This is a genomic window from Mesorhizobium sp. L-8-3, assembly GCF_016756615.1.
Lineage (GTDB): Bacteria > Pseudomonadota > Alphaproteobacteria > Rhizobiales > Rhizobiaceae.
The window spans coordinates 1245506-1270274 of record NZ_AP023262.1 but is presented as its reverse complement, the minus strand read 5'-3'; the positions used below and the strand labels follow the sequence as shown (position 1 = coordinate 1270274).

General features: G+C 64.0%; 30 protein-coding genes. 18 read left to right on the top strand and 12 right to left on the bottom strand.

The annotated features are described in order from the left end of the window. Positions 1-236: 236 nt before the first annotated feature. The gene (mnmE, locus tag JN302_RS05875) at positions 237-1574 is read right to left on the bottom strand and encodes a tRNA uridine-5-carboxymethylaminomethyl(34) synthesis GTPase MnmE (protein ID WP_202332278.1); all 1338 of its coding nucleotides are present in this window, start codon (positions 1572-1574) and stop codon (positions 237-239) included. A gap of 47 nt (positions 1575-1621) precedes the next feature. Between mnmE and JN302_RS05870 the strand changes: the two genes are divergently transcribed. Beyond that, positions 1622-3637, top strand: a complete 2016-nt coding sequence (locus JN302_RS05870) for a thioredoxin domain-containing protein (RefSeq protein WP_202332277.1) — start codon at positions 1622-1624, stop codon at positions 3635-3637. Between the two features lie 107 nt (positions 3638-3744). On the opposite strand, the gene rho is transcribed toward JN302_RS05870, so the two are convergent. The 3 genes from rho to hemE form a co-directional block, all read right to left on the bottom strand. Beyond that, entirely contained in the window at positions 3745-5010 is a 1266-nt protein-coding gene (gene rho / locus JN302_RS05865) for a transcription termination factor Rho (RefSeq protein WP_202310663.1), read from the bottom strand. A gap of 163 nt (positions 5011-5173) precedes the next feature. After that, the gene (hemJ, locus tag JN302_RS05860) at positions 5174-5719 is read right to left on the bottom strand and encodes a protoporphyrinogen oxidase HemJ (RefSeq protein ID WP_202332276.1); all 546 of its coding nucleotides are present in this window, start codon (positions 5717-5719) and stop codon (positions 5174-5176) included. Next, on the bottom strand, positions 5716-6750 hold the full coding sequence (gene hemE, locus JN302_RS05855; protein ID WP_202332275.1) for a uroporphyrinogen decarboxylase: 1035 nt from the start codon (positions 6748-6750) through the stop codon (positions 5716-5718). Before hemE ends, hemJ begins: the two co-directional genes overlap by 4 nt. A gap of 401 nt (positions 6751-7151) precedes the next feature. Here hemE and JN302_RS05850 point away from each other — a divergent pair, with 401 nt between their 5' ends. The 5 genes from JN302_RS05850 to dnaQ all read left to right on the top strand — a co-directional run bounded on the left by JN302_RS05850 (position 7152) and on the right by dnaQ (position 10849). After that, positions 7152-7973 (top strand): pyruvate, water dikinase regulatory protein, encoded by an 822-nt coding sequence (locus JN302_RS05850; RefSeq protein ID WP_202310656.1) that lies wholly within the window; start codon positions 7152-7154, stop codon positions 7971-7973. Positions 7974-8038: 65 nt separating this feature from the next. Beyond that, positions 8039-8638, top strand: coding sequence for a Maf-like protein (locus tag JN302_RS05845; RefSeq protein WP_202332274.1), 600 nt, complete (start codon positions 8039-8041; stop codon positions 8636-8638). Next, entirely contained in the window at positions 8631-9473 is an 843-nt protein-coding gene (locus JN302_RS05840; RefSeq protein ID WP_202310652.1) for a shikimate dehydrogenase, read from the top strand. Before JN302_RS05845 ends, JN302_RS05840 begins: the two co-directional genes overlap by 8 nt. Beyond that, the gene (gene coaE / locus JN302_RS05835) at positions 9470-10087 is read left to right on the top strand and encodes a dephospho-CoA kinase (RefSeq protein ID WP_202310650.1); all 618 of its coding nucleotides are present in this window, start codon (positions 9470-9472) and stop codon (positions 10085-10087) included. Before JN302_RS05840 ends, coaE begins: the two co-directional genes overlap by 4 nt. Positions 10088-10126: 39 nt before the next feature. Next, positions 10127-10849 (top strand): DNA polymerase III subunit epsilon, encoded by a 723-nt coding sequence (gene dnaQ / locus JN302_RS05830; RefSeq protein ID WP_202332273.1) that lies wholly within the window; start codon positions 10127-10129, stop codon positions 10847-10849. 75 nt (positions 10850-10924) lie between these two features. On the opposite strand, the gene secB is transcribed toward dnaQ, so the two are convergent. From secB to JN302_RS05815, 3 genes are all read right to left on the bottom strand, one after another. Further along, the gene (secB, locus tag JN302_RS05825) at positions 10925-11422 is read right to left on the bottom strand and encodes a protein-export chaperone SecB (protein WP_202332272.1); all 498 of its coding nucleotides are present in this window, start codon (positions 11420-11422) and stop codon (positions 10925-10927) included. Between the two features lie 103 nt (positions 11423-11525). Continuing rightward, complete coding sequence (locus tag JN302_RS05820; RefSeq protein ID WP_244743021.1) at positions 11526-11795, bottom strand: hypothetical protein; 270 nt, start codon at positions 11793-11795, stop codon at positions 11526-11528. A gap of 81 nt (positions 11796-11876) precedes the next feature. Continuing rightward, on the bottom strand, positions 11877-12065 hold the full coding sequence (locus tag JN302_RS05815; RefSeq protein ID WP_202332271.1) for a DUF3008 family protein: 189 nt from the start codon (positions 12063-12065) through the stop codon (positions 11877-11879). Positions 12066-12290: 225 nt separating this feature from the next. Between JN302_RS05815 and fghA the strand changes: the two genes are divergently transcribed. Beyond that, a complete protein-coding gene (gene fghA / locus JN302_RS05810) occupies positions 12291-13124 on the top strand; it encodes an S-formylglutathione hydrolase (RefSeq protein ID WP_202310642.1) in 834 nt (277 codons plus the stop codon). 16 nt (positions 13125-13140) lie between these two features. Here fghA and JN302_RS05805 read toward each other — a convergent pair whose 3' ends face one another. Further along, positions 13141-13638, bottom strand: coding sequence for an FxsA family protein (locus tag JN302_RS05805; protein ID WP_342215923.1), 498 nt, complete (start codon positions 13636-13638; stop codon positions 13141-13143). Positions 13639-13833: 195 nt separating this feature from the next. On the opposite strand from JN302_RS05805, the gene JN302_RS05800 reads away from it, so the two are divergent. Genes JN302_RS05800 through JN302_RS05785 form a run of 4 tightly spaced genes read left to right on the top strand, consistent with a single transcriptional unit; the run spans position 13834 to position 16582 of the window. Next, complete coding sequence (locus JN302_RS05800) at positions 13834-14547, top strand: Tim44/TimA family putative adaptor protein (RefSeq protein ID WP_202310640.1); 714 nt, start codon at positions 13834-13836, stop codon at positions 14545-14547. An 18-nt stretch (positions 14548-14565) separates the two neighbouring features. Then, a complete protein-coding gene (gene mltA, locus JN302_RS05795; protein ID WP_202332270.1) occupies positions 14566-15669 on the top strand; it encodes a murein transglycosylase A in 1104 nt (367 codons plus the stop codon). Next, positions 15666-16211 carry a Smr/MutS family protein gene (locus JN302_RS05790; RefSeq protein WP_202310636.1) on the top strand — a complete coding sequence of 182 codons (546 nt, stop codon included), beginning with the start codon at positions 15666-15668 and terminating at the stop codon, positions 16209-16211. The genes mltA and JN302_RS05790 overlap by 4 nt, the downstream gene beginning before the upstream one ends. Beyond that, complete coding sequence (locus JN302_RS05785; protein WP_202310635.1) at positions 16208-16582, top strand: helix-turn-helix domain-containing protein; 375 nt, start codon at positions 16208-16210, stop codon at positions 16580-16582. The genes JN302_RS05790 and JN302_RS05785 overlap by 4 nt, the downstream gene beginning before the upstream one ends. Here the strand turns inward: JN302_RS05785 and JN302_RS05780 are convergent, their stop codons facing one another. The 4 genes from JN302_RS05780 to hslV all read right to left on the bottom strand — a co-directional run bounded on the left by JN302_RS05780 (position 16583) and on the right by hslV (position 20138). Further along, positions 16583-17539 (bottom strand): DUF1402 family protein, encoded by a 957-nt coding sequence (locus tag JN302_RS05780; protein ID WP_202310633.1) that lies wholly within the window; start codon positions 17537-17539, stop codon positions 16583-16585. It abuts the gene before it with no gap. Positions 17540-17670: 131 nt separating this feature from the next. Continuing rightward, positions 17671-18984, bottom strand: coding sequence for an ATP-dependent protease ATPase subunit HslU (gene hslU, locus JN302_RS05775; protein ID WP_202310631.1), 1314 nt, complete (start codon positions 18982-18984; stop codon positions 17671-17673). Positions 18985-19078: 94 nt separating this feature from the next. Next, positions 19079-19600, bottom strand: a complete 522-nt coding sequence (locus JN302_RS05770) for a GNAT family N-acetyltransferase (RefSeq protein ID WP_202310629.1) — start codon at positions 19598-19600, stop codon at positions 19079-19081. Continuing rightward, positions 19590-20138, bottom strand: coding sequence for an ATP-dependent protease subunit HslV (gene hslV, locus JN302_RS05765; RefSeq protein ID WP_244846212.1), 549 nt, complete (start codon positions 20136-20138; stop codon positions 19590-19592). Before hslV ends, JN302_RS05770 begins: the two co-directional genes overlap by 11 nt. 190 nt (positions 20139-20328) lie before the next feature. Here hslV and hisB point away from each other — a divergent pair, with 190 nt between their 5' ends. The 7 genes from hisB to JN302_RS05730 all read left to right on the top strand — a co-directional run bounded on the left by hisB (position 20329) and on the right by JN302_RS05730 (position 24765). After that, a complete protein-coding gene (gene hisB, locus JN302_RS05760) occupies positions 20329-20943 on the top strand; it encodes an imidazoleglycerol-phosphate dehydratase HisB (RefSeq protein WP_202332269.1) in 615 nt (204 codons plus the stop codon). An 8-nt stretch (positions 20944-20951) separates the two neighbouring features. Further along, positions 20952-21437, top strand: coding sequence for a DUF2628 domain-containing protein (locus JN302_RS05755; RefSeq protein WP_202332268.1), 486 nt, complete (start codon positions 20952-20954; stop codon positions 21435-21437). A gap of 1 nt (position 21438) precedes the next feature. Further along, positions 21439-22089, top strand: a complete 651-nt coding sequence (hisH, locus tag JN302_RS05750; protein WP_202332267.1) for an imidazole glycerol phosphate synthase subunit HisH — start codon at positions 21439-21441, stop codon at positions 22087-22089. A gap of 144 nt (positions 22090-22233) precedes the next feature. Continuing rightward, on the top strand, positions 22234-22989 hold the full coding sequence (gene hisA / locus JN302_RS05745) for a 1-(5-phosphoribosyl)-5-[(5-phosphoribosylamino)methylideneamino]imidazole-4-carboxamide isomerase (protein WP_202310621.1): 756 nt from the start codon (positions 22234-22236) through the stop codon (positions 22987-22989). A 4-nt stretch (positions 22990-22993) separates the two neighbouring features. After that, positions 22994-23554, top strand: a complete 561-nt coding sequence (locus JN302_RS05740; protein WP_202332266.1) for a Uma2 family endonuclease — start codon at positions 22994-22996, stop codon at positions 23552-23554. A 9-nt stretch (positions 23555-23563) separates the two neighbouring features. Continuing rightward, a complete protein-coding gene (gene hisF / locus JN302_RS05735; protein WP_202310617.1) occupies positions 23564-24358 on the top strand; it encodes an imidazole glycerol phosphate synthase subunit HisF in 795 nt (264 codons plus the stop codon). Positions 24359-24441: 83 nt separating this feature from the next. Then, entirely contained in the window at positions 24442-24765 is a 324-nt protein-coding gene (locus tag JN302_RS05730) for a phosphoribosyl-ATP diphosphatase (RefSeq protein WP_202310615.1), read from the top strand. Positions 24766-24769 lie beyond the last annotated feature (4 nt).

Here is a 24769-nt window from a genome sequence, read left to right as displayed (position 1 = left end):
CTGCCCCGATCGATGTCGAAATGGCCCGTGAACTTGCGATTCGTTTCACGTGAAACGTAGGTCCTCGGTTTGTTCATGTTCTCATGTTTCACGTGAATCATGACCCACGGGCTCAAGCCCCTGTTTCACGTGAGTCATTGCCCCAGGTGATCGGATGGCGGATGGCGATCGAAGCCTGTGCCACACAAGGCCCGCTTCCTCCTCGCGGCGAGCGGATCATGTTTCACGTGAGTCACTCACTTGCCGATACAGAATTCCGAAAAGATCGTATCGAGAAGGTCTTCCACATCGACCGCCCCCGATATCTTGCCGAGACTGAACCCGGCGTCGCGCAGTTCCTCCGCTCGCAGTTCGAGCGCCAGGTTCTCCTGATCGACCGCCCTGCGCAATGACGAAGCGCAACGGCGCAAAAGCTCGACATGCCGCATCCGGGACGGCAGAACTTCACCCGAAGTCGCCGTGGCCCCCGCCGCCCGGCGAGCGATCCCTGCCAACAGTTCACCCAGTCCTTCCCCGGACTTCACCGAAATCACGAAGTCGTAGCCCCGATCCACCGCGGTTCCTGACGTCCCCAGATCGGACTTCGATCCCACGCGCAGCCGACCGGACGGCATGTCGCCGAAGGAAGCGGTCACGGGATCGTCAAGCGCAATCAGTTCGAGTACAAGATCGGCGCGTCGGGCCCGTTCGAGGGCACGCTCGATGCCGATAGATTCCACCCGACCTGCGGTTTCACGGATCCCCGCCGTATCCACCATCACGACTTTCATGCCGTCCAGGTCGAGCGCCACTTCAACGAGGTCGCGCGTCGTTCCCGGCTCCTCCGTGACGATCGCGACCTCGCGTCGCGCCAGCGCGTTCAGCAGGCTCGACTTCCCCGCGTTCGGCGCCCCCAGGATAACCACCTGGTAACCATCCCGAATGATTTCGGCACTCCGATATCCTTCAAGATGCGCATCGATATCCTTCGCCAGCGCCGCCATCTCGGCCCAGACCTCACTCGACACCGATCCCGGCACGTCGCTCTCATCGGCAAAATCCAGCTCGGCCTCGATCATTGCACGCGCGTGAATGATCCGCTTTCGCCAGCCGCCATAAAGAGCGGTCTGCTGGCCCTCCGCATTTGCCGCGGCAAAGCGGCGCTGCGCTTCGGTCTCGGCCCCGATCAGATCCGCGAGCGCCTCCGCGCCCACGAGATCGAGCTTCCCGTTCAGAAAAGCCCGCCGCGTGAATTCGCCGGCTTCGGCATGACGGAACCCGTCAATGCCCGAGAGCTCCGCGAGGATCGCGGCGACAACCGCCTTGCCGCCATGGACATGCAGCTCGGCGCAATCCTCGCCTGTGAAGCTGTGCGGACCTTCGAAAAGCAACACCAGACCACGGTCCATTATCTCGTCTGACCGTGGCGACCGGATCGCCCGATATTCAGCCCGTCGGCGCTCCGGCAGGCCCCCGACCATCGCCTCCAATGCGCCCTTCACATGCCCCCCAGACATCCGGACCACGGCCACGCCGGAAGGAAGTCGCCCGGAGGAAAGGGCAAAGATCGTGTCCCTGAAGATTGTCGCCGACATGTCCACGCCCTACTGTTACATTGTTGCCGTCAGCCCCGGAGCCGAAATTGCCTCTTTCCACCGCGAACCTGCTCTCCGACGAGACCAGTCCCTATCTGCGACAGCATAAGGACAATCCGGTGCATTGGCGCGCCTGGTCCACCGAAGCGCTGGCCGAAGCACAGGCACTCGACAGGCCTATCCTCTTGTCCGTCGGCTATGCCGCCTGTCACTGGTGCCACGTCATGGCCCATGAAAGCTTCGAGGACGACGGCGTCGCCGCCGTCATGAACCGGCTTTTCGTGAACATCAAGGTCGATCGTGAGGAACGCCCCGACATAGACCAGATCTATATGGCTGCGCTCAATGCCACGGGCGAGCAGGGAGGATGGCCTCTCACCATGTTCCTGACACCTGACGGCAAGCCCTTCTGGGGCGGAACCTACTTTCCGAAGCTGCCTCGCTACGGCCGCCCCGGTTTTGTTCAGGTTCTGGAGTCCGTCCACCGTGCCTGGCGCGACAAACGCGGCGAGCTCGCCAGAAGCGCCGATGCGCTCACCGACCATGTCTCAGCCCGCCTCTCCGGCAGCGCCGCATCGACAACGATCGATCCGGCCCAACTCGCCACGCTTGCCGCCGGCGTTCAGGACATGATCGACCGGCAGCGTGGCGGCCTGCACGGCGCACCCAAATTCCCCAACGCCCCTTTCATGCGCGTGCTCTGGCAGCACTGGTTGACGTCAGGCAACAGAGACCATCGCGACAGCGTGCTTCTCAGTCTGCGCGAAATGCTGAAAGGCGGTATCTACGACCATATTGGCGGAGGGCTATCCCGCTATTCCACCGATGCCGATTGGTTGGTGCCGCATTTCGAAAAGATGCTCTACGACAACGCGCAACTGCTTCAATCGCTCGGCTGGGCCTATGCAGCGACCAAGGACGAATTGTTCCGAGTCCGAATCGAAGAAACAGTCGGGTGGCTGCTCCGCGAAATGCGTGTCGATGGCGGCGCCTTCGCCTCAAGCCTCGACGCCGACAGCGAAGGCGAGGAGGGCCTTTTCTACACATGGGATCGTTCCGAGATCGAATCGATCCTCGGCGAGTCGTCGACCCGTTTCCTGTCCATCTATGGCCTCGCGGCGCCTGATGGCTGGGAAGGAAAACCGGTCCTTCACATCGAAGCCGACGATCTGACGCCGGTCATCTCCGCTGAATTTGTCTCGGCGCGTCAAAAGTTGTTTCACGCCCGGGCTGGGCGGATCAGACCAGGCCGCGACGACAAGGTGCTTGCCGACTGGAATGGCCTGACAATAGCAGCGCTGGCTGGCGTGGGCCGCTTGCTCGATCGCCCGGATTGGATCGCTGCGGCTGCGGCCGCCTATCGTTTCGTCATCGGATCGAGTGACGACACCGGGCGGCTACCGCATTCAATCCTGGACGACCGACGCCTCTATCCGGCGATGTCTTCCGACTATGCCGCCATGATCAATGCGTCCATCGCGCTGTTCGAGGCGACATCGGAGGCATCCTATATTGCCACCGCCCGCGATTTCGCCGACAAACTGGAGACTTGGTACGCCGACCAGAGCGGCTATGGCTACTATCTTTCCGCGTCTGATAGCGCCGACCTTCTCATGCGTATTCGCGGCGACGTCGATGAAGCCGTCCCTTCGGCGACCGCGCAGATCATCGAGGCCCTTACCCGACTGGCGGTACTCACCGGTGATCTCGACCTGCAATCGACGGCCTGGGCTGCCGCCGAAGCCGCGTCCGGTCGTGCCGCGCAGCTTGCCTATGGCCAGGCAGGCATCGTCTACGCCGCCGCCCTGGCCCTGGACCCATGGAAGCTCGTAACGGTCGACGCGCCTGGCAGCCGCGCCTTCGCCTGCGTCGCCGACGCTACCAGCGACCCGCGCCGGGTCGACATCCGGCTGACCGCGGGTGAAGAAACCTCCGCCCCGGCACTGCCTGGCGGGATTGTTCCGGACATTGCAAGGCCGGGCGCGTGGCTCTGTCGCGGCAACGCGTGCCTGCCCGTCATCACCGAACCCGCCGAGTTGCGGTCCGCGCTGATCCAGCCCTGACGACGGCGCTTCGGGCCACCAGAACCGTACGAGGTCCCCGCCAACAAAAAGGCGACCGCCCATTATTCGACGGCCGCCTTCCGATAAGCGATTCGAGCGCGCAGCAGCTACGTATTCATCGAATCGAAGAAGTCGGCATTGGTCTTCGTCTGCTTCAGCTTGTCGATGAGGAACTCGATCGCATCGGTCGTGCCCATGGGCGCCAGGATGCGGCGAAGGACGAAGATCTTCTGCAGATCAGCGCGGGGCACCAGAAGGTCTTCCTTGCGGGTACCGGACTTGAGGATGTCCATGGCCGGATAGATGCGCTTGTCGGCCACCTTGCGGTCGAGCACGATCTCCGAGTTACCCGTGCCCTTGAACTCCTCGAAGATCACCTCGTCCATACGGCTGCCCGTGTCGATCAGGGCGGTCGCGATGATGGTCAGCGAACCGCCTTCCTCGATATTGCGCGCCGCGCCGAAGAAGCGCTTCGGCCGCTGCAGCGCGTTGGCGTCCACGCCACCCGTGAGCACCTTGCCGGAGGACGGCACGACCGTGTTGTAGGCCCGGCCCAGACGCGTGATGGAATCGAGCAGGATCACCACGTCCCGGCCATGCTCGACCAGACGCTTGGCCTTCTCGATCACCATCTCGGCGACCTGGACGTGCCGGGCGGCCGGCTCATCGAAGGTCGAGGAGACGACCTCGCCCTTCACCGAGCGCTGCATGTCGGTCACCTCCTCGGGCCGCTCGTCGATCAGGAGAACGATCAGATAGCATTCCGGATGGTTCGACGTTATCGAATGCGCGATATTCTGAAGCAGCACCGTCTTGCCGGTGCGCGGCTGCGCGACAATCAGCGCGCGCTGTCCTTTGCCGAGAGGCGCCACGAGGTCGATAACTCGCGGAGAAATGTCCTTCGACGTCGGATTCTCCATCTCCATCTTCAGCCGCGAGGTCGGATAGAGCGGCGTCAGATTGTCGAAGTGGATCTTGTGCCGGATCTTCTCCGGATCGTCGAAATTGATTGTGTTGACCTTCAGCAGCGCGAAATAGCGCTCGCCTTCCTTCGGGCTGCGGATCGGCCCTTCCACCGTATCGCCTGTTTTCAGCGAAAAGCGCCGGATTTGCGAGGGCGAGATGTAGATATCGTCGGGACCCGGAAGATAGTTCGCGTTGGCCGACCGAAGGAAGCCGAACCCATCCTGCAGCACTTCCACCACGCCGTCGCCGATGATCTCGACATCCTGCGCCGCCAGCTTCTTGAGGATTGCGAACATCAGTTCCTGCTTGCGCATGACGCTGGCGTTCTCGACCTCGAGCGACTCGGCGAAAGCGATCAGATCGGTCGGCTTCTTGTTCTTGAATTCGGTAAGTTTCATTTCCTGCATAGTGCGGACTCTGAATCTGCTCTGGAAAATATCGGCGATACGCGATGCATGCCGGCCGTGCGCGAAGAAATAGGGAAAAGTCAGCGCTAGGCGGGGAGGGAAGGATGTCCTTTTATCCCTGCCGGTCCCAAAGAGCAAGCTGCGATTTCTCGTCGGCGTACCGCTAGAACGGCTTGACTACGACCAGGATCACGATGCCGATCATCAATAAGGTAGGCACTTCGTTCATGATCCGCCAGTGCCGCGACGATTTCGTGTTGCGATCCTGCGCGAACAAACGCACCGACCGCGAGAAATAGCCATGGACAGCCGACATGCCGAGCACGAAACCTATCTTGGCGTGCAGCCAGCCGCCCGCGAAACCGAAGCCGCGCCAGGCCAGCCAAAGGCCAAACACCCAGGTGACGATCATGGCCGGATTGATGATGGCGCGCAGCAGGCGACGCTCCATCACCTTGAAGGTCTCGGACTGAACCGAGCCCGGCTCCGCCTCGGCGTGGTAGACGAAAAGGCGTGGCAGATAAAGCATGCCCGCCATCCACGCGATCACGGCGATCACATGGATCGCCTTGGCCCAGAGATAGAGATCGGCCGGATCGAGCCAGAACAGCAAGGCGGCGCCCACGACGAATATGGCGATCGCCACCGCCGCGCGGCGCATCGCGCTGGCGCCGCCATCGGCGATGGACTTGTCGCCGCCGGGATTCATCGGTGTGACCCTGCACGCACACGGGCAATCATGCGCTCCACATTCTCGACCGGCGCGTCCGGGGTGATGCCGTGTCCGAGATTGAAGATCAGCGGTCCGCCCCCGAGACCCGCCAGAATGGCATCCACGCCCTCGTCCAAAGCTCTTCCACCGGCGACCACGCGCAACGGGTCGAGATTGCCCTGGACGGTGCCGCTCTGCTGCAGCCTCTTTGCCTGAGACAACGGAACGGACCAGTCGAGCCCCAGCGCCGTGACGCCGGTCGCGGCGCGATAGCTGTCGTAAAGGCTGCCCGCCCCTCTCGGAAAGCCGATGATCGGCACGTCGGGAAAGGCGGTGCGCACGCGTTTCACCATGCGTGCCACCGGCGCGGCACAGAAGGCGTCGAAGCTCGCCTCGTCGAGCACCCCGGCCCAGGAATCAAAGATCTGGACGGCGTCGGCACCAGCTTCGACCTGGCGGATCAGATAGTCGGCCGAATGATCCGCCAGCCGGTCCAGGAGCTTCGCGAGAGCCTCAGGATGCCGATAGGCGAACAGGCGGGCCGGCGCCTGGTCTGATGTGCCGCGGCCGGCGATCATATAGGTCGCGACCGTCCAGGGAGCGCCGCAGAAGCCGAGCAGCGTCGTCTCGGCCGGAAGCTCCGCGCGAAGCCGTCGCACCGTCTCGTAGACCGGTTGCAGATTCACGTGAAACATTGCTTCGTCGAGTTGCTCGATCCCGGTTGGCTCGATCGGGGTCATCAGGGGCCCATGGCCTTCCTCGAAGCGAAGGTCACGGCCGAGCGCATGTGGCACGACCAGGATGTCGGAAAACAGAATTGCAGCGTCGAAGCCGAAGCGGTGGATAGGCTGCAGCGTCACCTCGACGGCGAAATCGGGATTATAGCAGAGGTCGAGAAAGCCGCCGGCGCGCTGACGTGTCGCGCGATATTCGGGGAGATAACGCCCGGCCTGCCGCATCATCCAGACGGGCGGCGGGAATACGGTCTCACCCTTGAGCACGTCGATGACGGTTCGTCTTGCGGTCATGGCTGCACGTTTCTCCAGTCCGGCACCCTTAAATCAATTCATGAGAAAAGAGTCTTCTGATTCTATGACTCTGTCGGAATCGGGAATTCCGATTTTTCGACTCCGGGCGTCTTCGCCCCGTCGCAGGCAGCCGGCAAGGACAACCCGCCAAGCCCCTGTTAATATTGCGGATCGCCACAAAATCGCCAGCGATTCCAGACTCTTGCCGCTGTGCCAACAAGAACGGGCGGTATCCCCGGTTGTGACAATGGGCCGCTGCCCACATTCTTCTCCACAAGGGCCCGGCCGACCTCACAGTGGTCTCGATTGTGGAAAGCTCGCCCTTTGATACAGTCCCCGGCCAAAGCATCAGTCCGAAGGCCAGGCTTATCCACATCTGGCCACAGAGGGGCCAGAATAGTGTGAACAAGGCGCAGAGCTTCTTCCATCTCCATCTGATTTCTGACGCGACCGGCGAGACGCTGCTGGCCGCCGGACGCGCCGCATCGGCGCAATACAAGGACGCGCGGGCGATCGAGCATATCTATCCTTTGATTCGCACCGAGCGGCAGCTGATGAAGGTGTTCGAGGAGATCGATCAGGAGCCGGGTATCGTGCTCTATACCGTGGTCGATCAGAACCTCGCGCGGCTGATCGACGAGCGGGCGGCGTCCATGGGGCTGCCTTGCGTCTCTGTGCTGGAACCGGTGCTCGCCGTGTTTCAATCCTATCTCGGCACGCCGGCCGGCCGCCGGGTCGGAGCCCAGCATGTCCTGGATGCGCAATATTTTCGCCGCATCGACGCGCTGAACTTCACCATGGAACATGACGATGGCCAACTGCCGGCGGACATGGAGGATGCCGACATCGTCCTGATCGGTATATCGCGGACCTCGAAGACGCCGACCAGCATCTATCTGGCCAACCGCGGCATCAAGACGGCGAATATCCCGATCGTGCTCGGGGTGCCGATGCCGGAAAGCCTGATCCGCGCCAAGCGTCCGTTGATCGTCGGTCTCGTGGCCACGGCCGAACGCATTTCGCAGGTTCGTCAGAACCGCGTGCTCGGCACGAGCGCGGGTTACGATGCACAGAGCTACACAGACCGGGCGAACATCGCCGAGGAACTCACCTATGCCAGGCAGATCTGTACCCGCCACAACTGGCCGATGATCGATGTCAGCCGGCGCTCGATCGAAGAGACGGCGGCCGCGATCGTTGCGCTGCGCGGCAAGACGAGATAGGCCTCGCGCGACATATCGCGACAGAGTGTCTTCATCCGTCACCGGCAGCGCATCGGTTATCAGACATGCAACCCACCACGATCATTCTCGCCTCGGGAAGTCCGTTCCGGCGCGCCATGCTCACCAATGCGGGGCTCGACTTCGGGGTCGAGAAACCCGACATCGATGAGAGGGCCGTGGAGGCGGCGATCGCGGGACAAGCGAGGCCGGACGACATCGCCGCGATCCTCGCCGAAGCGAAGGCGCTCGACGTGAGCGGCCGCCATCCGCAGGCGCTGGTCATCGGGTCCGACCAGACCCTGTCGCTTGGTGACGAGATCTTTCACAAGCCGGCCGATATGGAAGCCGCGCGCCGCCATCTCCTGAGACTCTCCGGGAAAACCCACAGCCTCAACAGCGCGGTGGCTGTTGCCAGAGACGGTGAAACGCTCTGGCGCCATGTCGGCATCGCACATCTGACCATGCGACGGCTGGATCCGGCCTTCATCGGACGCCATCTCGCGCGTGTCGGCGACAAGGCTTTGCAGAGCGTTGGGGCCTATCAGGTCGAAGGCGAGGGCATACAGCTCTTCGAGAAGATCGAGGGCGATCATTTCACAATCGTCGGTCTGCCGCTGCTTTCGCTGCTCGGCGCGCTGCGCGACCTCGGAGCGATCGATGGCTGAGCCGTCTCGCAAGGCCTTCGTCTGCGGCCATCCGATCGCGCATTCGCGCTCGCCGATGATCCATACCTATTGGCTTCGGCAATACAGCATCAACGGCGCCTATACGGCGATCGACGTCGAACCCGCCCGTCTCGGCGACTTCATTGCAGGGCTGCAGCATGCCGGCCTGGCCGGCGGCAATGTTACCATTCCGCACAAGGAAGCGGCTTTCCGGCTGGTCGGCCGTCGAGATGAAGCGGCCGAAGCAATCGGCGCGGTCAATACGATCTGGCTCGAAGACGGAACCGCCTGCGGCGGCAACACCGACGCCTATGGCTTTGCCGCCAATCTCGACGAACATGCCCCGCGCTGGGAGAAGAACAACTCGGCCCTGGTGGTGGGCGCGGGCGGCGCTGCTCGCGCCGTCATCCATGCGTTGAAGCAACGGGGCATAAGCGATATCCGGATCGTCAATCGGACGGTTGATCGGGCGAGGAATCTTGCCGATCGTTTTGGGACAGGCGTGTCCGCGCATGGCCAGGACGCGCTACGCGAACTTTCAAGCGACGCCGGTCTGCTGATCAACACGACCTCGCTCGGCATGGGCACTAACAAGGAACTGGCCGCCGATCCCGACTGGTTGCCGGATCATGCGATCGTCAATGATCTCGTCTATGTTCCCTCGCGCACCCCGCTTCTGGCGGCAGCGGCGGCACGTGGCCTCAAGACCGTCGACGGCTTGGGCATGCTCCTTCATCAGGCCGTGCCCGGATTCGAGCGCTGGTTCGGCCGTCGGCCCGAAGTGACCGCCGCGCTTCGCAACCTCGTTCTGGGGGATGTGGAGAAAAGAGCATGATCGTGCTCGGCCTTACCGGCTCGATCGGCATGGGTAAGTCGACGACCGCAAGGATGTTCGCCGATGCGGGTGTTCCGGTGCATGATTCCGACGAAGCGGTGCACCGTCTTTATGCCGGAGGCGCCGCACCCCTGGTCGAGGAAGCTTTTCCGGGCACGGTTCGGGACGGCACAGTCGATCGCACGCGGCTGGCCGAACGCGTGATCGGAGATACTGTGGCGATCCGCAGGCTCGAAGCCATCATCCATCCGCTGGTACGCGCCGACGCCGATGCGTTTCTCGAGCGTCATCGACGCGCCGGCGCACCACTTGCCGTACTCGACATTCCGCTTCTGTTCGAAACCGGCGGACGGGACCGCGTCGACAAGGTGCTGGTCGTGACGGCGCCGCCCGAACTGCAGCGCGAACGTGTGCTCGCCCGTTCCGGCATGACCGAAGAGAAATTCCGCGCCATCCTGGCGAAGCAGGTTCCGGATGCGGAAAAGCGCAGACGGGCCGACTTCGTGGTCGACACCGGTTCGGGGCTGGAGGCTGCCCGGCAGGCGGTGGCCGCCATCATCGCGCAACTCACCGGGGACAAGCCGGCTGCCGCGGACCGCGGCCGGTTGCCCTGACCGGGCAAGCGCTGCCATGGTTGGACGCGGAGTGATTCGGTGCGCGAGATAGTCTTCGATACGGAAACGACCGGCCTCGATTCCCGGCTCGATCGCATCATCGAGATCGGCGGGATCGAACTCGTCAACCGGTTTCCCACCGGACGGGTGTTCCACCACTACATCAATCCGCAAGGCCGCGAGATACACGCCGATGCCCAGTCGGTGCACGGCATCGGCATGGACCAACTCGTCGACAAGCCGATCTTCGACGTCATTGCGCCGGAGTTCCTCTCCTTCATCGACGGGGCCCAACTCGTGGCGCACAATGCCGGCTTCGACATGGGCTTCGTCAATGCCGAGCTGGCAAGGCTCGGCCAGCCGGCCGTCGAGCCCGATCGCGTCGTCGACACTCTGGCGATCGCCAAGCGCAAGCACCCGATGGGGCCGAATTCGCTCGACGCGCTCTGCCGCCGCTACGGCATCGACAACAGCCGCCGCACCAAGCACGGCGCCTTGCTCGACTCCGAGCTTCTGGCGGAAGTCTATATCGAGCTGATCGGCGGCAAGCAGGCCGCACTGGGGCTCGAGATCGTCGTCGAAGATCGTGGAGCCGGCGGATCCGAGGCGATTAGAATCGTTCCGGTCGCGCAGCGGCCCACACCCTTGCCATCACGCCTGTCGGAGGCGGAACGCGCGGCCCATGCCGAGCTCGTCAAGCAGCTCGGCGAAAACGCAATCTGGGCCAGGATGATGGCGGCGCCTGAAGCCGAGCTGCAGTAGCCGCCCGGCCTTTTCGTCGCAAAAAAACCCGGCACGATGGCCGGGTCTTTCGAACCTTGCGAGATCGCTGGCGGATCAGCTGACCTGAACCTGCGCCTTGGCCTGTTCCTCGGCGATCTTCTGCTGGAACATCTGGGCGAAGTCGATCGGGTCGAGCATCAGCGGCGGGAATCCGCCGTTGCGGGTCGCCTCGGCGACGATCTGACGCGCGAAGGGGAAGAGCAGTCGCGGGCATTCGATGAACAGGATCGGCAGCATGTGCTCCTGCGGAAAACCCTCGACGCGGAACACGCCGCCATAGATGAGCTCGACGTTGAACAGCACATCCTTCTCTGTGCCGGCACGGGCCGAAAGCGTCAGGTTGACGTCGAACTCGGTGTCGGAGAGCGGATTGGCGCTGACATTGACGTTGATGTTGATGCCGGGCGCCTGCTCGCGGCCGCGCAGCGACTTCGGAGCGTTCGGGCTTTCGAAGGACAGATCCTTTACGTATTGCGCGAGCACGCTGAGCGAAGGCTGTGCGCCATTGCCGGCTTTCGGCGCGGTTGTGGTTTCGCTGTCAGACTTGGCCATAAGCCAGATCCCTCCTGGAAAGGCCGTCCGGCCCGATTGAAATTGCGGGTTCCGCTAGCATGGCAAGTTCGGCATGACAAGGTTTGCCGCGCCGAGGCCCTACTCACCCGGCCGACGGCGCGGACGGCGCCGTCGATCCCGCCGGCGCGTCGATCGTGTCAGGAGACTCGATCGAATTGCCATAGATCTCCGCCCCCCACCAGGCCAAAGCTGCGAGCAGAAGCGCCACGACGAGAACGACGAGAACCGGGCGTCCGATCCCGCCTTGTCGTGCCTTCTTCGCCGGAATTCGATTCGGCTCTGTTTCGGGTCGGGGCGATGTTTGCTCGGCCGATCCCGCCGGTTCGCGAATTTCATCGACTGGTATGGGCATCTGAGCCTCCTGTTCTTCGTTACGAGGGATGGCCGGCTTCCGGCCCGGAGCACGCTGGAATTCCAGGAGGGCCCTGCGGTGTCACGATTTGGACACGTGCTCCGGTTTGCCCTTGCGCTTCGTCGAGGCCATGTCGTGCAATTCTTCCTCGCTCATGGACTCGGCCATCGACTTGGACGCGCCTTTGAGTTCGCTCTTCTTGATCTCGCCGCGTTTTGCCGCAAGCGCGGCGCCGGCGGCCTTCTGCTGGGCTTTCGATCTGGCTGGCATCGCCTTTCTCCGCTTTCAGGAGGGTCGAACCCGGCGAGCATATCTTTTGTGGCCATCCGGCCTTTCCCGGCCCGGAGAAATGACGTATCGCCCGGTTCTGGATGGTTCGACTCTCGGTTCCATGAACAGGACAAATCCCGCCCGCGCGGGATGGTTCCGTCGCCGGATGCGGTTCATGGGAAATGAGAGACATCCGTCCGGCAGGGAATCCGGAGGTTGCACGACATGATGACCGTTTCCACCAGCAAGTCCCATGGCGGCATCCAGGGCGTCTACAGCCATGCCTCGGAGGTCTGCGGATGCGACATGACCTTTGCGGTCTTCGTGCCGCCGCAGGCGAGCGACCGTTCCTGTCCGGTGGTCTGGTACCTTTCCGGGCTGACCTGCACGCATGCCAACGTCATGGACAAGGGTGAGTATCGCCGCAAGGCCGCCGAACTCGGGCTGATCCTGGTCTGCCCCGACACCAGCCCGCGCGGTGAGACCGTGCCGGACGAGAAGGACAACTGGCAGTTCGGCTCCGGAGCGGGTTTTTATGTCGACGCGACGCAGGACCCGTTCGCTCGGAACTACCGCATGTATTCCTATGTCACGCAGGAGTTGCCGGCGCTCGTCGCGGAACATTTTCCGGCCGACATGTCCCGCCAAGCGATATCAGGGCATTCGATGGGCGGACATGGCGCGCTCACCATTGCCTTGAAGAATCCCGGACGTTTCCGAAGCTGCTCGGCCTTCGCGCCGATCGTCCAGCCGATCACGGCGGGTTGGTCGCGCCCGGCCCTCGAGAAATATCTTGGACCCGACGAGGCCACATGGCGCGCCTACGACGCCTGTGCCCTTATCGAGGACGGCAACCGTTTTGCGGAATTGCTCGTCGACCAGGGCACCGCCGACGGTTTCCTTCAGGAAGGCCTGAGGCCCTGGCTGCTGGAGGAGGCCTGCGGCAGGGCCGGCATCCCGCTTACGCTGCGGATGCAGGAGGGTTATGACCACTCCTACAATTTCATCTCCACCTTCATGGACGATCACCTGGCCTGGCACGCGGAGCGCCTTGCCTAGCTCGATCAGCCGAGGGCTATTCCAGCTCGGGCCTGCGCCAGGGCGATTTCGGGTCGGGGCCCTTGGACGAATATTCATCCTGATCGAGGTCGATCGTCCGCCCCTGGTCCCGCTGGCCGGGGCGGCGGAAGGAGCCGGCTCCGGCGCCGAAATTCGTGACGACGGTGATCCGGCTCCTGAGGTAACGCCAGGCCAACTCGCGCACCGCTGGAATGAACAGCAAGAGGCCGAAAATGTCGCTCACGAAGCCTGGGATCAGGAGAAGAATGCCGGCGATCATGATCATCAGGCCGTGCGCCACTTCGCGGCCGGGCGGATTGCCGGCTTCGATCTCGCGCCGGATGCGTCCAAGCGCGCCGAAACCTTGCCAGCGCAGCAGCAGCGAGCCGGCAACGCCGCTCAGCAGCACCAGCGCGATGGTGGGAAGCACGCCGATCTCGCTGCCGACGACGACAAAGCCCGCGATCTCCAGCAGCGGAAGTGCAAGGACAAGGATTGCAATCAGAGGCGGCACGGTGTCTTAACGCCTTTCAACTAGTGCAGCGCAGGATGGATATTGGCACGATCCGGTCTACATAGTTATGCGAAGCGCGGATTTGAATGATCCGGGCAAGCGTTCTATATGATTTAGATGCACGCCGCGACGCGGAGGCTCGACGTTCTCGCGGCGCGGCAGGGGATCAGAACAAGGGATCGCTTGGCGGAAGACATGGAATTCTTCGATTTCGGCACCATATTTTTTCTTGTCGCGGCCGTCGTGATTTTCCTCCAGCTGCGCAATGTTCTTGGTCGCCGTACCGGCAACGAGCGGCCGCCCTTCGATCCCTATACGGCCGCCCGCACCGGCGACAAGGGCAAGGAAGCCGCCAAGACCACCGAGAACGTGGTCTCGTTGCCGCGCAAGCGTGCCGCGGCCGAAGCCAATGACGAGGCATACAAGGCCGTGGACGCCATTGCCGCGGCCGGCACCGATCTCAACAGGGGCCTGAGGGCGATCAAGGACGCCGATCCTTCCTTCGATCCCAAGTCGTTCCTCGACGGCGCGAAGATGGCCTATGAAATGATCGTGATGGCCTTTGCCGACGGCGATCGCAAGACGCTGAAGAACCTGCTGTCGCGCGAAGTCTTCGACGGCTTCGTCGCGGCCATCGCCGACCGGGAGTCGCGGTCGGAGAAGATCCAGTCCTCCTTCGTCGGCATCGACAAGGCCGAAATCGTGTCGGCCGAGATGAAGGGCGGCGAGGCGCATGTCACGCTTCGTATCGTCAGCGAGCTGATTTCGGCGACGCGCGACAGCGCGGGAACGGTGATCGACGGCGATCCCGAGACGGTCGCCGAGGTGAAGGACGTCTGGACCTTCGCGCGCGACACACGCTCGCGCGACCCGAACTGGAAACTGGTGGCGACCGAGGCGGAAGACTGATTTTCTGCGGCCGCTTTCATGGCGCTTTCCCCGCTCTTCACGAAGGTCTCCTTCGGCGATCTGGCAGGCTGGCAGGGCGACGACAAAAGCGCCGCCTATGAAGCCTTCCGCCGCTCGGCCGTCCAGAGTCTGGTGAAGCCCTATCGCAGCGGTGCGCTCGGTGTCGATTTCGGCGCCTTCGCGCCCGCATATGACGAGGCGCGACGGAAGCCCGAACTCGCGGGCGACGCGGCGCGGGCTTTCTTCGAACGGCATTTCGTTCCCCATCGCATCAGTCCGGAGGACGGCGGCCAGGGCTTCGTCACCGGATTCTACGAGCCGGAGGTCGAGGCTTCGCCAGTGCGAACCGACCGCTTCCGGGTTCCGCTGCTGTCGCGTCCCGCCGATCTGGTCGATGTCAACGACGCCGATCGGCCGGTCGGCCTCGATCCCTATTTTGCGTTCGGCCGTGCCACTGCCGGCGGGATTGTCGAATATCACGACCGCGGTGCGATCGAGCGGGGCGCCCTGGACGGCATGGGGCTCGAAATCGCCTGGCTCGCCGACCCGGTGGACGCCTTCTTCATCCATGTGCAAGGCGCCGCGCGCCTGCTGATGACGGACGGGACTGTGAAGCGCGTGACCTATGCCGCAAAAACCGGCCATCGCTTCACGGGGCCGGGCGGCGTGCTGGTCCGGTTGGGTGAGTTGGCCCTTCCCGATGTCACCATGCAGTCGATCCGGCGCTGGTTCAGAGACAATCCCGGCCGCATCGAGGACATCCTTTGGCGGAACCGGTCCTATATCTTCTTCCGCGAGGCGCCAGTCGAAGACGATCCGCTCGGTCCGGTGGCGGCGGCGAAGGTTCCGCTCACGCCTGGCCGTTCGGTGGCGGTCGACCGCCTTCTCCATACCTTCGGAACGCCCTTCTTCATCGAGGCGCCGACACTGAGCGCGTTCGGCGATGGCGGCTTCTCGCGGCTGATGATCGCCCAGGACACCGGCTCGGCCATCACAGGCCCGGCGCGGGGCGACCTCTTCGCCGGATCGGGCGCCGAAGCGGGTGAGATCGCCGGGGTGGTCCGCCACCCGGCCGCTTTCTGCGCGTTCATCCCGCGACCACTGGTGGAGGGGGTTCGATGAGCGCCAGGCCGACAAAGGGCCTGAGCGACGAGGATCGCGTTCTCTGGAACCTCGTCGCCCGTTCGGCGAAACCATTGCGCGGGAAGCATCCGGTGGAACCGGAAGAGCCGCCGGTTCGGCAAAGCAAAGCCGCCGTGCCGACGCAGGCAGCCTCGCCCCAGCCCGCCCTGTCGCAGGCTGTGCCGGCCAAAAGGCAGAACGTCGCCCATGTCTTCGACGGCCAGACCCGCGACAAGCTGTCGAAGGGACGCCTGCCGATCGAAGGCCGGGTCGACCTGCACGGCATGACGCAGGACGAGGCCTATGCGCTGCTGCTCGCTTTCCTGCGGCGCGCTTATGACGGCGGCGTGCGCTATGTGCTCATCATCACGGGCAAGGGCTCGTCGTTGCGGAGCGAGGGCGTGCTGCGCCGCGCGGTGCCGCATTGGCTGTCCACGGCGCCGTTTCGCGGCCTCGTCAGCGGACACGACAATGCGGCGCGCCACCATGGCGGCGGCGGGGCGCTTTATGTGCGGCTGAGGCGCCGGCAGGCCGAACAATGACGCCGTTCGGGGAAAGGCTGCGCCGGCTGAGGCGCGAGAAGGGCGTCTCGCAGAAGGAGATGGCCGCATCCATCGGCGTCAGCGCGGCCTATCTGTCGGCCATGGAACATGGCCATCGCGGCGTACCGAACTGGGCGATGGTCCAGAAGATCATCGGCTATTTCAACGTCATTTGGGACGACGCCGAGGAACTGCAGCGGCTTGCCGAAGCCTCTCATCCGCGCGCGGTGATCGACACGTCGGGCCTCTCGCCCAAGGCGACCGAACTCGCAAATCTGCTGTCGGAAACCATCACGCGCCTCGATGACGCCGCCATCGACAGGCTACTGGCCGATCTGCGCGAAATCCTGGACGGTCCGGCCTCCCGGTGATCAGAACAGCGCGCGAAGCTCCGGCAGCTTCTCGTTGACCAGCCAGCCGTAATAATTCTCCTCCGGCAGCTTCGGCTCGGCGCCTTCGGCCTGGCGCCGCTCGTTCTCGGCCTTCAGCGCCCAGGCCCGCGCCTCGGGATTGCCGACATTGTAGAGCGTGGCGGTCAGCCCGGGATTGCCTGATATGTCGAAGCCGGCGATCGTGCCATAGGCATCGATGGACATTTTGAGCGCGGCGGCGACATAGGGCAAGGTCAGGTCGGGATCCATGATGGTCTTGTAGACCTGCCCGGGATCGTCGCTGCCGAGCTTGGGCAGTCCCGACACCTTGTGCACAAGGTCGCTCATCTGCAGCGCCGTCAGCGGGTTGAGCTGGCCCAAGCCGAAGGTCTGCCCGGCATAGAAGGGCTGGAAGAAGGCTTGGCTGAAACGCTTGTTCGGGAACGCGGCGCCCCCGACCGTCCTGCCGCGGAACTGGTCGTTCCAGACGGTTTCACGACAGGTCCAGACGGCATAGCTGCCGTCGCTCTCGCGGCACAGCGCGAATTGCGGCCGCCGGATGAAGTCGGAGATATCCTCGCCGTCATAGCTGAAGGAGATGCCGCTGGTCAGGTAGGAGATCGCCTTGACGTAATAGGTCTGCAGCCGGTCGTACGCATCGACATTGTAGGTATGCTCGCCGATGATGGCGCCAACGATATGGATCGGATCGATGCCGTAGGCGGCGGCGGCTCCGGCGATCTTGCCGCGCAGCTCCCGATCGTTCTTCAGGAGCTTGTAGACCTTGCGATACTTGGCCTCGTAGCTGGTCTTCATCGCCTTGGTGCGCGAGGCCGACGCGCCCGGGACGGGCGGCTGCTCGAGATGGCGGTTCCCGGACGGAACCGGCGTCGCCGCAGCGGCGCCGGAAGCGCCGAACAGGACGAAAATCAGCACAGGCAACAGGCGCAACGTCATTCACGGCCACCAGAGATTGTTGAGCTCAGGCCGCGCAACGTAGAAAAAGCCCCTGTCAAAGTCGAGGGATTCGGGCCTTCCGGCCGGGACCCCTCTTGCCGCGCGATCCCGGAAAGAGTCGGGATCGCTTCCTAAAGGATAAATCGCGACAAATCTGTGTTCTTCGCGAGATCGCCGACATGTTTGCGAACATAATCGGCGTCGATCGTCACCTCGGTGCCGGCGCGGTCGGGCGCGTCGTAGGAGATTTCGTCGAGGACCCGCTCCATCACCGTCTGAAGGCGCCGCGCCCCGATATTCTCGACATTGGCGTTGAGGTCGACTGCGATGCCGGCCAGCGAATCGATGGCGTCGTCTGTAAATTCCAGTCTCACGCCCTCGGTCTGCATCAACGCTACATACTGCTTGATGAGGCTCGCCTCCGTCTCCGTCAGGATGCGGCGGAAATCCTCCTTCTCCAGAGCGCGCAGCTCGACGCGGATCGGCAGTCGGCCCTGCAGCTCCGGCAGCAGGTCCGACGGCTTGGCGACGTGGAATGCGCCCGACGCTATGAACAGGATGTGGTCCGTCTTCACCGGCCCGTATTTGGTGGCGACCGTCGTTCCCTCGACGAGCGGCAGCAGGTCGCGCTGCACGCCCTCGCGGGACACGCCGGCTCCGACGCCGCCTTCGCGCGCGGCGATCTTGTCGATCTCGTCGAGGAAGACGATGCCGTCGTTCTCGGTCGCCTCCAGCGCGCGGCGCACGACCTCGTCCTGGTCAAGCAACTTGTCGGATTCGTCGTTGATCAGGAGCTCGTAGGATTCCTTGACCGTGGTCTTGCGCGTCTTGGTGCGTGTGCCGCCCATCGCCTTGGACAGCATGTCGTTGATGTTGAGCACGCCGATATTGGCGCCGGGCATGCCGGGGATCTCGAAGCCGGGCATGCCGCCCGTGCCGCTGTCGGTCACCTCGATCTCGATTTCCTTGTCGTCGAGCTCGCCGTCGCGCAGCTTCTTGCGGAAGCTGTCCCGTGTCGCGGGGCTGGCGGTCTTGCCGACCAGCGCCTCGAGGACGCGTTCTTCGGCGTTGAGGTGGGCACGCGCCTTGACGTCCTCGCGCATCTTCTCGCGCACCAGGCCGATCGCCATCTCGACGAGATCGCGCACGATCTGCTCGACGTCGCGGCCGACATAGCCGACCTCGGTGAACTTGGTCGCCTCGACCTTGATGAAAGGGGCGCCCGCGAGCCTCGCCAGACGGCGCGAGATCTCGGTCTTGCCCACGCCGGTCGGGCCGATCATCAGGATGTTCTTGGGCATCACCTCTTCGCGCATCTGGCCCTGCAGCTGCTGGCGGCGCCAGCGGTTGCGAAGGGCGATGGCCACGGCGCGCTTGGCATCCTTCTGGCCGATGATGAAACGGTCGAGCTCGGAAACGATCTCGCGGGGGGAAAATGTCGTCATGTCACGTACCACCTTGCTGCTGCCAGAAGAACTCGAACGGACGCAGCAGTCTGATCTCGTTGAGTCTGGGCTTGTATGCGGATGACGGAGCCGGTCATGCCTCGCCGCCCCCGTCTTCGGCGTCGATCTTCATCATCAGCGCCGGGCCGTAGATCGAACTGCGTCGGTCGAAGGCCCGGAAACCCGCCTTCTCATAGGCCCGGATGGCCCGCGCATTCGACGGATCCGGGTCGATGATCACCCGCGGCACGCCTTCGGCCAGCAATTCGCCGACGAACTGCCGGAGCAGGGCCGACCCGTGGCCCTGGCCGACGAGATCAGGCCTGCCGATGGTCAGGTCGACACCCATCGTGCCGAAGGGCTGGTCCTGATAGGGATGATCGTCCTCCATATGCGGATCGTAGCTCTGGAGGTAGCCAATCGGCTCGCCATCCAGCTCGACGATCAGCGGTTCGACCGAGATGCTGTCGATATGCTCGCGGATCGAGGCGATCTCCTCGTCGGGATCGCCCCACCATTCGGCCACATGCGGTTCGACGAGCCAGCCGGCAATCAAGGGCAGATCGGTCTCGACGACCGGCCGGAAGTCGTAGCGCGGCGTCGTATTACGCGGCATCGAGCGTTTCGACCACGATGCTGTGGTTGGTGTAGACGCAGATGTCGGCCGCGATCTCCATGGCCTTGCGGGCGATCTGCTCGGCGTCGATATCGGTATCGATCAGCGCGCGCGCCGCAGCGAGCGCATAGTTGCCGCCGGAGCCGATCGCCATCACGCCATGTTCGGGCTCGAGAACGTCGCCGGTGCCGGTGAGCGCCAGCGAAACCTGCCGGTCGGCGACCAGCATCATGGCCTCCAGGCGGCGCAGATAGCGGTCGGTGCGCCAGTCCTTGGCGAGCTCGACGCAGGCGCGCGTCAACTGGTCGGGATACTGTTCGAGCTTGGCTTCCAGCCGTTCCAGAAGGGTGAAGGCGTCCGCCGTCGCGCCGGCGAAGCCGGCGAGCACATTGCCCTTGCCGATCCGGCGGACCTTCCTGGCATTGCCCTTCATGATGGTCTGGCCGAGGCTGACCTGGCCGTCGCCGGCGATCACGACCTTGTTGCCTTTGCGCACGGTGACGATCGTCGTGGCGTGCATAGTCAAATTGTCAGACATTACTTGCTCCGATGGCGCGCGGCCCCGAAGGCGACCGCGCGGTACGAGGTTGGTCCGGTCATATGTATGCCGCCGAACGTCTTTTGCAACCGGGCGGGGGCCCGCAGTTCCCGGCAGGCCCGCGGCAACTGGTAATCGCCAATCCATGCTGTTAGAAGGCTCGCGCCCCAACAATGGAGCTGGAGATCGCATGGTGGCGTCAGGCACCGTCAAGCGCGCGGCGAGCGTCAGCCGCAAGACCAAGGAAACGGAGATCTCGGCGTCGGTCGAGATCGACGGAAGCGGACTTTTCGACGTATCGACCGGCGTCGGCTTCTTCGACCATATGCTGGAGCAGCTTTCCCGCCATTCGCTGATCGACATGACGGTCAGTGCGAAGGGCGATCTCCATATCGACGACCATCACACCGTCGAGGACACCGGCATCGCGCTCGGCCAGGCGATCGCCAGGGCGCTCGGCGAGCGGCGCGGCATCACGCGCTACGCCTCGATCGACCTCGCCATGGACGAGACCTTGACCAGGGCCGCGGTTGACGTGTCCGGACGGCCTTTCCTGGTTTGGCAGGTCGCCTTCTCCTCGCCCAAGATCGGCAGCTTCGACACGGAACTGGTGCGTGAGTTCTTCCAGGCTCTGGCGCAGAACGCCGGCATCACGCTGCACGTCACCAACCACTACGGCGCCAACAACCATCATATCGCCGAGACCTGCTTCAAGGCGGTCGCGCGCGCGCTGCGCACTGCGCTGGAGCACGATCCGCGCCAGGCCGGCGCGATCCCCTCGACCAAGGGAACGCTGAGCGCATAGGTGAAACCATGGCGAGCTATGTGATCGTGGAGCCGCCGCCGGGCCCCGGCGGGCAAATCGCGAGGGATCCCGTCTTCGTCCGCGACGGCTTCGCCCTCCTGGCCTTCCTCGTGCCGTTGATCTGGCTGCTCTGGCACCGGCTGTGGATCGAGGCCGCACTTGTACTGGGTGTCACGCTCCTGCTTGGCGGGCTCGGCGAATATGGCGGTGCGGGACCGCTTGCGACGCTGTTGTCGATCCTGGTGTCGGTCTATGTCGGCCTCGAAGGTGCCGCCCTGCGCATTGCCGCGCTTTGCCGGCGCGGCTGGCGCGATGCCGGGGTGGTCGAGGCCGATTCCGTGGCCGATGCGGAAATACGCTATTTTGCCGAGCCGGCGCTCGCGGAACCCGATGCCGTTGAATGGCCCGCGCCGGCCGCCGGCGGGCATCCGCCGTTGCGCACCGCGCCTTCCGGCCCGGCGCTGGGCCTCTTCTCCTATCCAGGAGGGCGCTGAGATGCGTGTCGCCATCATCGACTACGGCTCGGGCAATCTGCGTTCCGCCACGAAAGCCTTCGAGCGCGCCGCGCGTGAAGCCGGCATCCCCGCCACGATCGAGCTGACCGCCGATGCCGAGCGGGTGCGCACGGCCGACCGCATCGTCTTGCCCGGTGTCGGCGCCTATGCCGACTGCCGGGCCGGTCTCGCCGCCGTCGCCGGCATGGCCGAAGCAGTCGAGGAGGTGGCTGGCAAGGCGGCGCGACCTTTCCTGGGCATCTGCGTCGGCATGCAGCTCATGTCCGACCGCGGGCTCGAAAAGACCACCACGCAGGGTTTCGGCTGGATCCGCGGCGACGTCCGGAAGATCACGCCGGCCGATCCGGACCTGAAGATTCCCCAGATCGGGTGGAACACGATCGAGCTGCGGCGCAACCATCCCCTGTTCGACGGCATAAGCACGGGACCGAACGGGCTGCATGCCTATTTCGTCCACTCCTACCACCTCGACGCGACTGACCCGGACGACGTGCTGGCGGTCGCCGACTATGGCGGGCCGGTGACGGCGGCCGTCGCGAACGGCAACCGCGCCGGCACGCAATTCCACCCCGAAAAGAGCCAGGCCCTCGGCCTCGCGCTGATTGCCAACTTCCTGCGATGGAAGCCCTGAGTTCTCGTCCCGTTCAACCGCCCGCCAGAGCGCCGCGCGTCCAATTGGACGCGCAAAGGTCGCTCTGCCACTACTAAACGTGCGCATCGTGCTTTCCGAAAATCGATTTCGATTTTCGGGCCGACGCGATAGCCTGAGGCAGATATGATCCTTTTTCCGGCAATCGACCTCAAGGACGGCCAATGTGTGCGTCTGAAGCTCGGCGACATGGACGCGGCGACCGTCTACAACGCCGACCCGGCCGCGCAGGCGCGTAGCTTCGAGGAGCAGGGTTTCGACTGGCTGCATGTGGTCGACCTGAACGGCGCCTTCGAGGGACGCTCCGTCAACGGCAAGGCAGTCGAGGCGATCTTGGCGGCAACGAAGAACCCGGTTCAGCTCGGCGGCGGCATCCGCAGCATCGCTCATGTCGAGAACTGGCTGGACAAGGGCCTGGCGCGGGTGATCCTCGGTACGGTTGCCGTGCGCGACCCCGAGCTGGTCAAGGAAGCCTGCCGGCTCTTCCCGGGCAAGATCGCCGTCGGCATCGATGCGCGCGGCGGCAAGGTGGCGGTCGAGGGCTGGGCCAAGGCGTCGAAGCTCGGAGCGGTGGAGCTGGCGAAGAAGTTCGAGGGCGCCGGGGTGGCCGCTATCATCTATACCGATATCGACCGCGACGGGGTTCTGTCCGGCATCAACTGGGAAGCTACGATCGCCCTCGCGGACGAAGTCTCGATCCCCGTCATCGCGTCGGGCGGGCTGGCCTCGATCGCGGATATCGTGCGCATGACCATGCCGGACGCGAAGAAGCTGGAAGGCGCCATTTCCGGCCGCGCGCTCTATGACGGGCGCATCGACCCGGCCGAGGCGCTCGCCATCCTGCGCGGCGTTTCAAAACCGCCACGCGGCATGCTAGATTGAGGCGATGAACGTTCAGTCCAAAATGCCGGCTACTGCGGACGAATTCCTGCGCTGGAACGAAGGGCGCGAGGGCAGGAGGGAGTTCGTCAGGGGGAAGGTCGTCGAGATGATGATCAACGTCACGCGTGCCCATGCGCGGCTCGCCTTCCGGCTTTCCATGCAATTGGGACGGCAGCTCGACCCCTCCAGATATGACATCGGAGCGGGCGAATTCGCGGTCAGGACCAAGGATGGAATACGCTTTCCGGACGTCTATGTCGATCGCGCCTTCGATACGTTGCAGGATCTCGCGGCGAGGGAGCCTTTGTTCGTCGCGGAAATCCTGTCGTCGTCTTCCTATATCAAGGACTTCGGCGAAAAGGTTGCCGACTATACCGGCCTGTCGACGCTCCGCTATTACCTCGTCCTTTCGCAGGACGAGCCGCGCCTGTGGCTCTGGTCGCGCGATGCTGCCGGCGCCTGGACGGGACCGGCTCAGATCGCCGGCCGGGGCGAAGTCGTCGTCCTCGGCGATTTGGACGTGTCGATCGATGTCGGCGAGCTCTATAGCGGAATCGAGAACTGAAGCGCCTTCATGACCCTCAAATCCCGCGTAATCCCCTGTCTCGATGTCAAGGACGGCCGTGTCGTGAAAGGCGTCAATTTCGTCGATCTGATCGATGCCGGCGATCCGGTCGAGGCAGCGAGAGCCTATGACGCGGCCGGCGCCGACGAGCTCTGCTTCCTCGACATCACGGCGTCGTCGGACAATCGCGAGACCATCTTCGACGTCGTCGCCCGGACGGCCGAGCACTGCTTCATGCCGCTCACCGTGGGCGGCGGCGTCCGCCAGGTCGCCGATATCCGCAAGCTGCTGCTTGCCGGCGCCGACAAGGTATCGATCAACACCGCGGCGGTGAAGAACCCGGACTTCGTGGCCGAGGCCGCGGACAAGTTCGGCGACCAGTGCATCGTCGTCGCCATCGACGCCAAGAAAGTATCGGGCGCGGGTGAAGGAGATCGCTGGGAGATCTTCACCCATGGCGGGCGCGAGCGCACGGGCATCGACGCCGTCGAGTTCGCGCGGAAGGTCGTCGCCCTGGGGGCCGGTGAGATCCTGCTCACCTCGATGGATCGCGACGGGACCAAGGCTGGATACGACATCGCGCTGACGCGCACCGTCGCCGACGCGGTTCGCGTGCCCGTGATCGCCAGCGGCGGCGTCGGCACGCTCGATCATCTGGTCGAAGGCATCCGCGACGGCCATGCCACGGCGGTTCTGGCCGCTTCCATCTTCCATTTCGGAACCTATTCGATCGCCGAGGCCAAGGCACATATGGCCAAAGCCGGGCTCGCCATGCGACTCGACTCCGTTCCCCCGACGCATTAGATCGGACCGAAAGCGGAAAACGACATGCGTATCGGTCCAACCGTCGCGCTTCACCACACGACCGGCGTTCGAGGGGCGCGCCCATGACAGCATTCTCACTGGCCGACCTCGAAAGGATCGTCGCGGAGCGGGCGCAGTCCGGCGATGCCCAGTCCTGGACGGCCAAGCTCTTCCGGTCGGGCATGGAGCGGGCGGCCAAGAAGCTCGGCGAAGAGGGCGTCGAGACCGTGATCGCGGCTGTCGGCGGAGACAAGGCCGCGCTTGTTTCGGAGAGTGCTGATCTCCTCTACCATTGGTTGGTGGTCCTGGCGATCGCCGGCATCCCGCTCGACGACGTCATGACGGAGCTCGAGCGGCGGACCGGCCAGTCCGGGATCGCCGAAAAGGCATCGCGCAAGCACGGCTGAACTG